At 69.1% G+C, this 7,491-nt stretch carries 4 protein-coding genes; all 4 read right to left on the bottom strand.

Translation table 11 applies throughout. The features are described 5' to 3' along the window. Window positions 1–364: 364 nt before the first annotated feature. The 4 genes from ACFY0P_RS45625 to ACFY0P_RS45610 all read right to left on the bottom strand — a co-directional run bounded on the left by ACFY0P_RS45625 (window position 365) and on the right by ACFY0P_RS45610 (window position 7,324). Window positions 365–2,449, bottom strand: coding sequence for a hypothetical protein (locus ACFY0P_RS45625; protein WP_388928011.1), 2,085 nt, complete (start codon window positions 2,447–2,449; stop codon window positions 365–367). A 181-nt stretch (window positions 2,450–2,630) separates the two neighbouring features. Further along, window positions 2,631–4,130 carry a D-ribitol-5-phosphate cytidylyltransferase gene (locus ACFY0P_RS45620; protein ID WP_388928008.1) on the bottom strand — a complete coding sequence of 500 codons (1,500 nt, stop codon included), beginning with the start codon at window positions 4,128–4,130 and terminating at the stop codon, window positions 2,631–2,633. Between the two features lie 299 nt (window positions 4,131–4,429). Continuing rightward, on the bottom strand, window positions 4,430–5,659 hold the full coding sequence (locus ACFY0P_RS45615; protein ID WP_388928005.1) for a hypothetical protein: 1,230 nt from the start codon (window positions 5,657–5,659) through the stop codon (window positions 4,430–4,432). Between the two features lie 114 nt (window positions 5,660–5,773). Continuing rightward, window positions 5,774–7,324: an alkaline phosphatase D family protein gene (locus ACFY0P_RS45610; protein WP_388928002.1), complete on the bottom strand. Its 1,551-nt coding sequence runs from the start codon at window positions 7,322–7,324 to the stop codon at window positions 5,774–5,776. Between the last annotated feature and the right edge of the window lie 167 nt (window positions 7,325–7,491).

Here is a 7,491-nt window from a genome sequence, read left to right as displayed (position 1 = left end):
CTACGAACGCAAGGCCGACCACTTCCTGGCATTCACCGCCATCGCCTGCAGCCTCATCTGCTACCGCAGACTCGCCAAATGAGACTGCGTCTTAGATGACCGATCGGTGCGACAGGTTGCCTCGGAACGCGCGCTCAGTGGCCCAGCTCACATGACGAACGGACAGCCTGGTGGTGTACAGCGGGTTACACCGGACAGTACGGACGTGCGGTAAGAGCCGCTCAACGGGAACGGCGAAGCATCGGTAAGAAGACATCCGTGCATTACTAAGCAGGGGTAAGAGAACGCGGCGCGAGAACGCCGAACGGGCCCGGTCCCGGGGAGATGTCCCCGGGACCGGGCCCGTTCTGCGTCCTGGCTGGCGTCAGCCGGCGGTCGCGCCCTCTGCCTCGCCGGCGGTCGTCCGCGGCTTTGCGCCGGGCACCGCCTCGGCGAGTTCGGCCGCCTCGGGGTCGCCGGCCGCGATCCGGGCCTCCTGGCCCAGGTTGCGGGTCTCGGCCTTGCGGGCGAGCGCGGCCACCGCGTCGTTGAACCGCTCGATGGAGGTCGGCTCGTCCGGACCGAGCAGGTAGTGCTTGAGTTCGTCCCGGTCCGCGGCCAGCGGATCGGCCGACGGGTCGCGTACGGCGTCCAGCAGGGCGTCGAGTTCCTTGGCGCTGTTGGAGAGGATCACGGCGGCGCGCACGGCGGTGTTCGCCCTCTTGAACTCCTCCACGCCGAGGCCGGCGGAGTCGGTGACGGCGTACGGCTTGCCGCTCGCGATGAAGTCGGAGACCACGCTGGAGATGTCGGAGACCATCGCGTCGGAGACGTTGAAGCAGTCGTACAGGCGGGGTTCGGCGCCCGTGATGACGGCGTGCTGGTACGACGGCAGGGCCTGCCAGTAGGAGTCGTTCCAGGCCGTGCGCAGCCGGGCGATCTCCTCGTGTTTCTTCAGGTCGACGACGTCGTCCCGGCTGGCCTCGGCCTCGTCGCGCCTGTCGTCGCCGGTGCCGGCCAATTCGGCCAGGCGGGTCTCGATGCGGGACAGTTCGGCCTGTGCCGCCGCCTGGGCGGCCGGGTCGGCGGTGAAGCGGGCATCGGTGGCGCGGGCGGTGGCGGCCTTCTGGACGAGGGCGGTGACGCGCCGGTGGGCGGCGCCGGCCTCGGCGCTGACGGTGCCGGTGAAGGGGTGCGGCTTGTAGAGGACACGGACCGGCGGGTCGGCCTTGACCAGCTTCTTCACGATGTTCTCGCCGGCGAGCACCAGGGAGGTGTTGCCGGGGTCCCCGTCCCAGCCCTCCCATGTGGGCGCGTAGAGCACGGTGGGGATGCGGCCGTCGGGGACGCCCTGCCAGGTCTGGATGGGGGCCAGCTGGGGGCGGCCGACCTCGACGATGTCGTCGTCGCGGACGCCGACGTCGGCGATGGCGTAGCGGTCGCGGCCCGCGCGGCCCGCGGTCCACACCTCGTCGTACACCTTGCTGAACGGGTTGACGCTGGCCAGTTTGTCGCTGTCGCCGTGGCCGATGAAGACGTGCTTCATCGTGGGGACGCGCAGCAGGTGGATGTTCTTGCCGACGTTGGCCGCGTAGAGGGCGACGCGGACCGTGGAGAGGTCCATGTTCATCAGGTGCACGCCGCCGGGCACGCAGATGACGGGGACGGTGGTCGGGGAGAGGTTCTGCAGGATGACCCGTTCGCGCAGCAGGATCAGCGGGCGGGACTCCAGCTGTTCCATGGTCTCCAGCCACATGTTGAGCTGGTAGGCGGAGTCCTTGGAGCCGGAGAAGTACAGCACGGTCCCGGGCTGGTACTGGGCCAGCCAGTCGTCGACGGCGGCCAGTACGGTGTCGGCGTCGGGCGGGGTCTTGCGGCCGCGCACGTACGGCATCAGCACCAGGACGTACAGGCACCCCAGGGCGAGGGTGATGCCGATGCCGACGAACCCGGCGACCGCGCTGTCCGTCGTCGCCGAGACCAGCAGGCCGACGACGGCCGCGAGGTCGAGGTGGAGCATCTTCTCGGCGGAGCGGTCGAGCAGGCCGCGCGGCGGGGCGTCCGGGATGCTGATGCGGGACTTCAGGTCGACGTTGCGGGTGGCGACCGGCATCCGGCGGCGGTTGCGGATCAGGGTGACCAGCGCGCCGTGCGGGGCCTGCAGGCCGTAGAAGGCGATGAAGCAGGCGATCGCGCCGTAGAAGATCAGGCCGTTCGAGAGGTCCATCCTGGCCAGCAGCAGGATCAGCAGCAGCTGCCGGATCAGGAAGCGGATCGACAGACCGGCCCGGACCTTGCTCAGGCGGTTGACGAGATAGCTGCCCTTGCGGTGCAGGTAGTGGTCCGCCAGGTACGTGACGGCGGCCGCGGCCGCGAAGGCGTAAACGCTCGGGACGAGCGCGGCGACCATGAGGACCGGGAAGCCCAGCATCATGAGTGCCGCCGCGGCCAGCTCGGCTGCGCTGCCCACTCGGGCGACGCGAATAGCGGTGGATATCACGGAGAACCTTTTGCTGACAAAAAGGCCTGAATTTGACCTTGCGGACAATCTGGAGGTGGTCGATCCGGGTTCTACGGGTTCAGGCCCCTGCGAATGCTCCGCGAACGCGAAACCACAGAGGCCTGAATGACAGATGACTAATGGCTGCCGATTATGCCACGCCGTCCTGTCGGTCCAGGACACTGGCCAGGGCCTGCTCGAAGCCGGAGGCCTGGCCGGCGGCCGCCGTCGGATCCTGCTGGCGGACGTCGATGACATGGCCGGTGAGTTCGGAGAGCAGCACGTCGAGGGAGGTGCGGGCGACGGCCTCGGAGGAGAGCAGCGAGCCCGTCGGCTCCTGACCGAACGCCTTGGTACGCATGGGGGTGGCGGTGCGCTCGGGGTTGATGCAGTTGACGCGGACGGAGTCGCCGGCCCACTCGTCGGACAGGGCCTGGGTGAGGTTCACCATGGCGGCCTTGGTCGAGGAGTAGAGGCTGTACTCGGCGCGGCCGCGGGTGTAGCTGCTGGAGGTGTAGAGCAGCAGCTGGCCCTGGGTCTCGGCGAGGTACTTGTAGCTGGACCGGGCGATCTGCACCGGGGCCAGGTAGTTGACCTTCAGCGCCTCTTCGATGGTGGCGTTGTCGGTCTCGGCGAGCTTGCCGATGCGCAGCACGCCCGCGGTATTGACGACGTAGTCGATGCGGCCGGTCTCGGCGTATGCCTTGGAGAGCGCGTCGTCGACCTCCTCCGGGTTCTCCACGTGGGTGCCGGTGGTGGAGCGGCCGAGGGCGTAGACGTTCGCCCCGTAGGACTCGGCGAGTTCCGCGATGTCCTTGCCGATGCCGTACGAGCCGCCGAAGATGACCGCGGTCTTGCCGGTGAGGAGCGCCCGGTAGTCGTCCTCGTTGTTCTGCTCGGGGGCGGCGGTGGAGGCGAGCTGGAAGAGCTTGTCGGCGATGAAGACGTCGACGGGCTGGGTGACCTTCATGTTGTACTCGTCGCCGGCGACCACGTGGATCGGCACGTCGGGCAGGTACTTGAGGACGACGGTGCAGTCGTCGGTGGCCTGGAAGTTGGGGTCGCCGGCGGCGACCTCGTAGGCCCGCTTGATCGTGGACAGCTTGAACGCCTGCGGGGTCTGGCCGCGGCGCAGCCGGGAGCGGTCCGGGATCTCGGTGATGAACTCGCCGTCCCCGCCGTGGGTCCGCGTGACGATGATGGTGTCGGCAGACGGGATGGCGACGTCGACGGCCTGGTAGCGCTCCAGCGCGGTCACGCAGTCGTCGATGACGCGCCGCGACAGCAGGGGGCGTACGGCGTCGTGGAAGAGGACGTTGAGGTCCTCGCCCTCGGCCAGGCCCTCGCCGAGCGCCTCGATGGCGCGCTCGGTGGTCTCGTTCCGCGTGCTGCCGCCCTCGATGATCTTCTTGACCTTCGTGAACCCGGCCTTGGTGACGATCTTCTCGATGTCCGCGACGTAGCCCGGTGCCATCAGCACGATGATGTCGTCGATCGAGTCGGCCTTCTCGAAGGTGGCCAGGGTGTGCTCGATGACGGCCTTGCCGGCGATCTTCAGCAGCTGCTTGGGGATCGACAGACCCACCCGCTGGCCGGTGCCACCGGCCAGGATCACTGCGGTGGTTCGGGGCTTGGCTATGCGCTGGGACACAGGTGACCTACCTTGGGGCATCAGGGAACCTGGAAATGGTCCCACTTCCGGTAACCGCTGTGCAAGGTGAGCGCTGTCCACTGCATATGTGCCCGCAACCTTTCATTCACCTTGCGTCGCTGGTGATGGGCGCCGCCCACGGGACCACTGGAAGAGTTCCGTGAATTTGCTGTGAGTAACTACACAGGTCATTCCGATTGCTGTGCGTGACCCGATACACGTCTCAGCAGCGCTACGCCGTGCCAGGGGGACGGCTTAGCAGAGCTAAGCCGTCCCCTCGGGCGCGACCTCTCGGCACCTCAACGCCGTCGCAGCCTCTTCAGACATCGGTGCCCCAGGACCCGCACCAGCTCCTTCGAGGACGTCTGGTGCACGGTGCGGGACTTCGGCTCCGCGGTGTGGCGCACGGGAGCCGCGGCCGCCGCGGCGAGCGCGCCGTAGAGCGCCTGGGCGGCGACCTCGGGGGCGATGCGGGCCTCGGCGGCGGGCGGTCCGGGCTGCGCGGGGACGGCGGGCAGGCTGGAGAGCAGGGCCGGGTCGCCGATGACGCGGACGCCCGTGGCGCCGATGCGTTCCGCCATCTCGGCGCCGATGCGCCCGGCGGCCTCGACGGCCCAGGCGGGGGTGGAGATCTTCACGTCGGCGGCGGTGGGGCTGCACGAGTTCTTCATATGCATGACGGCGCCGTTGCGGACGAGCTTGGAATACAGCTCGTCGGGGAGTCCATTGCCGCGGAATTCCACGTTGAGATTTCGCAGCATTTCGGTCTCGGCGAGGGTGAGCGAGCGGTTCGCCGTGTCCGGGACGGACTGGAGGAGGTTTCCGGGGAGTCCGAGGAGGGCCTCGAAGGTGCGCATCAGGCCGTCGCGGTCCCGGTCGTCGACCACCACGACGGTGATCCGGTCGGCGCCGACCGCGCGGATCCAGCGTTCGACGAGCCGGTCGTGCCGGTGCCGGCGCCAGAAGCTGGGGTTGGGCTTCTCGTAGGGGGCCTTGCGGAGCATGTGGTCCAGCCAGTCCTCGTAGCCCATGCGCAGTCCGTTCTGCACGTACTGCTGCCACTGGGAGGGCATGATCCTGGCGAGCGGGCGGAGGGTGACGAGGACGTGGACGCGTTCGCCGCCGAGCTGCTCGACGATGCGGGCGACGGTCTCGTCGTCGGGGGCGTCGGCGAAGAACTCGCTGCTGATCGCCGAGGTGCGGGTGCCGGTGGCCTCGACCTGCTCGAGCAGCCGCGTCCAGTGTTTCTCGGTGGGCACGACGTCGCCCATCATCGCCGGCCGGGCGCAGGCGGCGAGGGCGGCTTCCATCGGGTGCCGGGTGGTCGCCGGGAACTCCACACCGTGTTCGGGCAGCTTGCCCTTCGCGGCGAACAGGGCGCCCTGGATGGCCGTGGTCCCCGTCTTGTGCGGGCCTATGTGCAGCAGGCGGGTGCCGGCGGGCAGGGCGGCAAGGGGACCGGTGGGGCCCATGGGGCCTGTGGCAGCGTTGTTCACCGGGGCTTGGCCTCTCGTACAGTCCGTCTCCATGGTTAACGGAAGGTAAGACGTTCACCTTAGGTTCACCTGAGAGGAGCCTGGGACGCAGATGAGTCCCAGGCTCCTGTTACACAGACTTGACTTTTGGCGCGCCCGCTTTGTGCGTCACACGACCTGGACGCCCTGTTCGTCCGACTCGACGCGCAGGGTGGCGAGCGTGCTCGCCGTGGCCTGCGGCTCGACGACGGTGTCGACGACGCGCACGCGCGCGTCGATGCCGTCGCGGCGGATGTCGAAGAGGTGGTAGCCGCGGTGGGCGTCGACGACCTTCCAGTGCGGGTTGTCGGCCTTCAGCGGGTCCCACTGGGCATGGAAGGCGGCCTGGTCCTGGTCGCCGTTGCTGGAGATGGAGGTGCCGACGAACTCGGCGCCGACGACGTCCGACGACGGGTTGGCGAAGTCCTTCTTCAGGTCGCTGATCATCGTGAGGTGGCGGTCGCCGCTGAGCACGACGGGGTTGCGGACGGAGGCGAACTCGTCGAGCAGGGCGTTGCGTTCGGCCTGGTAGCCGTCCCAGGCGTCGTAGTACCAGAGTTTTCCGGCGCCGGGCAGGATGTCGGTCTCGGCCATCATGATCTGCGAGGCGACGAGGTTCCAGCGGGCCGGCGAGTCGTGCAGTCCGTCGAGCAGCCACTGCTTCTGTCCGGCGCCGAGCATGGTGAGCGAGGGGTCCTCGGCGGCGGCCTGGCTGGTGACCTGGTCGCTGCGGAACTGGCGGGTGTCGAGGACGTTGAGCCGGACGAGGCGGCCGAACTCCAGGCGGCGGTACATCTGGATGTGCGGACCCGTGGGGATCGCGGTGGCCCGGACCGGCATGTGCTCGTAGTAGGCCTGGAAGGCGGCGGTGAGCCGGGCGACGAACGCGTCGTGGGACTGCTTGCCGGGGTCCTGGGGGACCTCGCCGGCCCAGTCGTTGTCGACCTCGTGGTCGTCGAAGGTGACCACCCAGGGCGCGTTCGCGTGCATGGCGGCGAGGTCGGGGTCGCTGCGGTACTGGGCGTAGCGGTTGCGGTACTGCACCAGGGTGTACGGCTCTCCGGTGCCCTCGTGCCGGCGGGGGCCCGCGGCGGACGGCGTGGACTCGTAGATGTAGTCGCCGACGAAGAGGACGACGTCGGGGTCCTGGGCGAGCATGTCGGCGTACGGGGTGAAGTAGCCATGCTGCCAGTTCTGGCAGGAGGCGAGGGCCACGCGCAGGGAGCCGCCCTTGGCGTGCGGGCGGGGGGCGGTGCGGGTGCGGCCGGTCGGGGAGATCCGGCCGCCGGCGCGGAAGCGGTACCAGTAGGAGCGGCCGGGGCGCAGTCCTCGTACGTCCACATGAACGCTGTGCCCGTACTCGGGCCGGGCGTCGGCGGTGCCGCGGCGGACGACCTTGCGGAGGCGCTCGTCCTCGGCGATCTCCCATTCGACGGGGACGGTCTCGTCGGGCATGCCGCCGCCGTTCAGGGGGTCGGGGGCGAGCCGGGTCCACAGCACGATGCCGTCGGGGAGCGGGTCGCCGGAGGCGATGCCGAGGCTGAACACGCCGTCGGGCAGCGGGGCCTCGGCGGCCCGGGCGGCGGAGGGCAGCCAGAGCTGGGCGGATGCGGCGGCTCCGAGGACGGCGGCACCGGCGGTCAGAAAGCGGCGGCGGTCAGGCGATGGTGCTCCGGTCATGCGCGGACTCCCTTGCCACAGAGGCCTCTTGGACGGTCTGACCTTCGGAAGCTCCCACGGCCGGACGGTCGGTCCGCTGAACACAGGTATGCGTGCGCATGACAACTAGGAGACAACGGAAAACCCGTTGCGGCCGGAAACAGGTCCTGGCCGCAACGGGCTTGACG

It is taken from the genome of Streptomyces sp. NPDC001714, assembly GCF_042892755.1.
Classification (GTDB): Bacteria; Actinomycetota; Actinomycetes; order Streptomycetales; family Streptomycetaceae; genus Streptomyces.
This window is presented reverse-complemented; position numbering and strand designations above follow the sequence as displayed.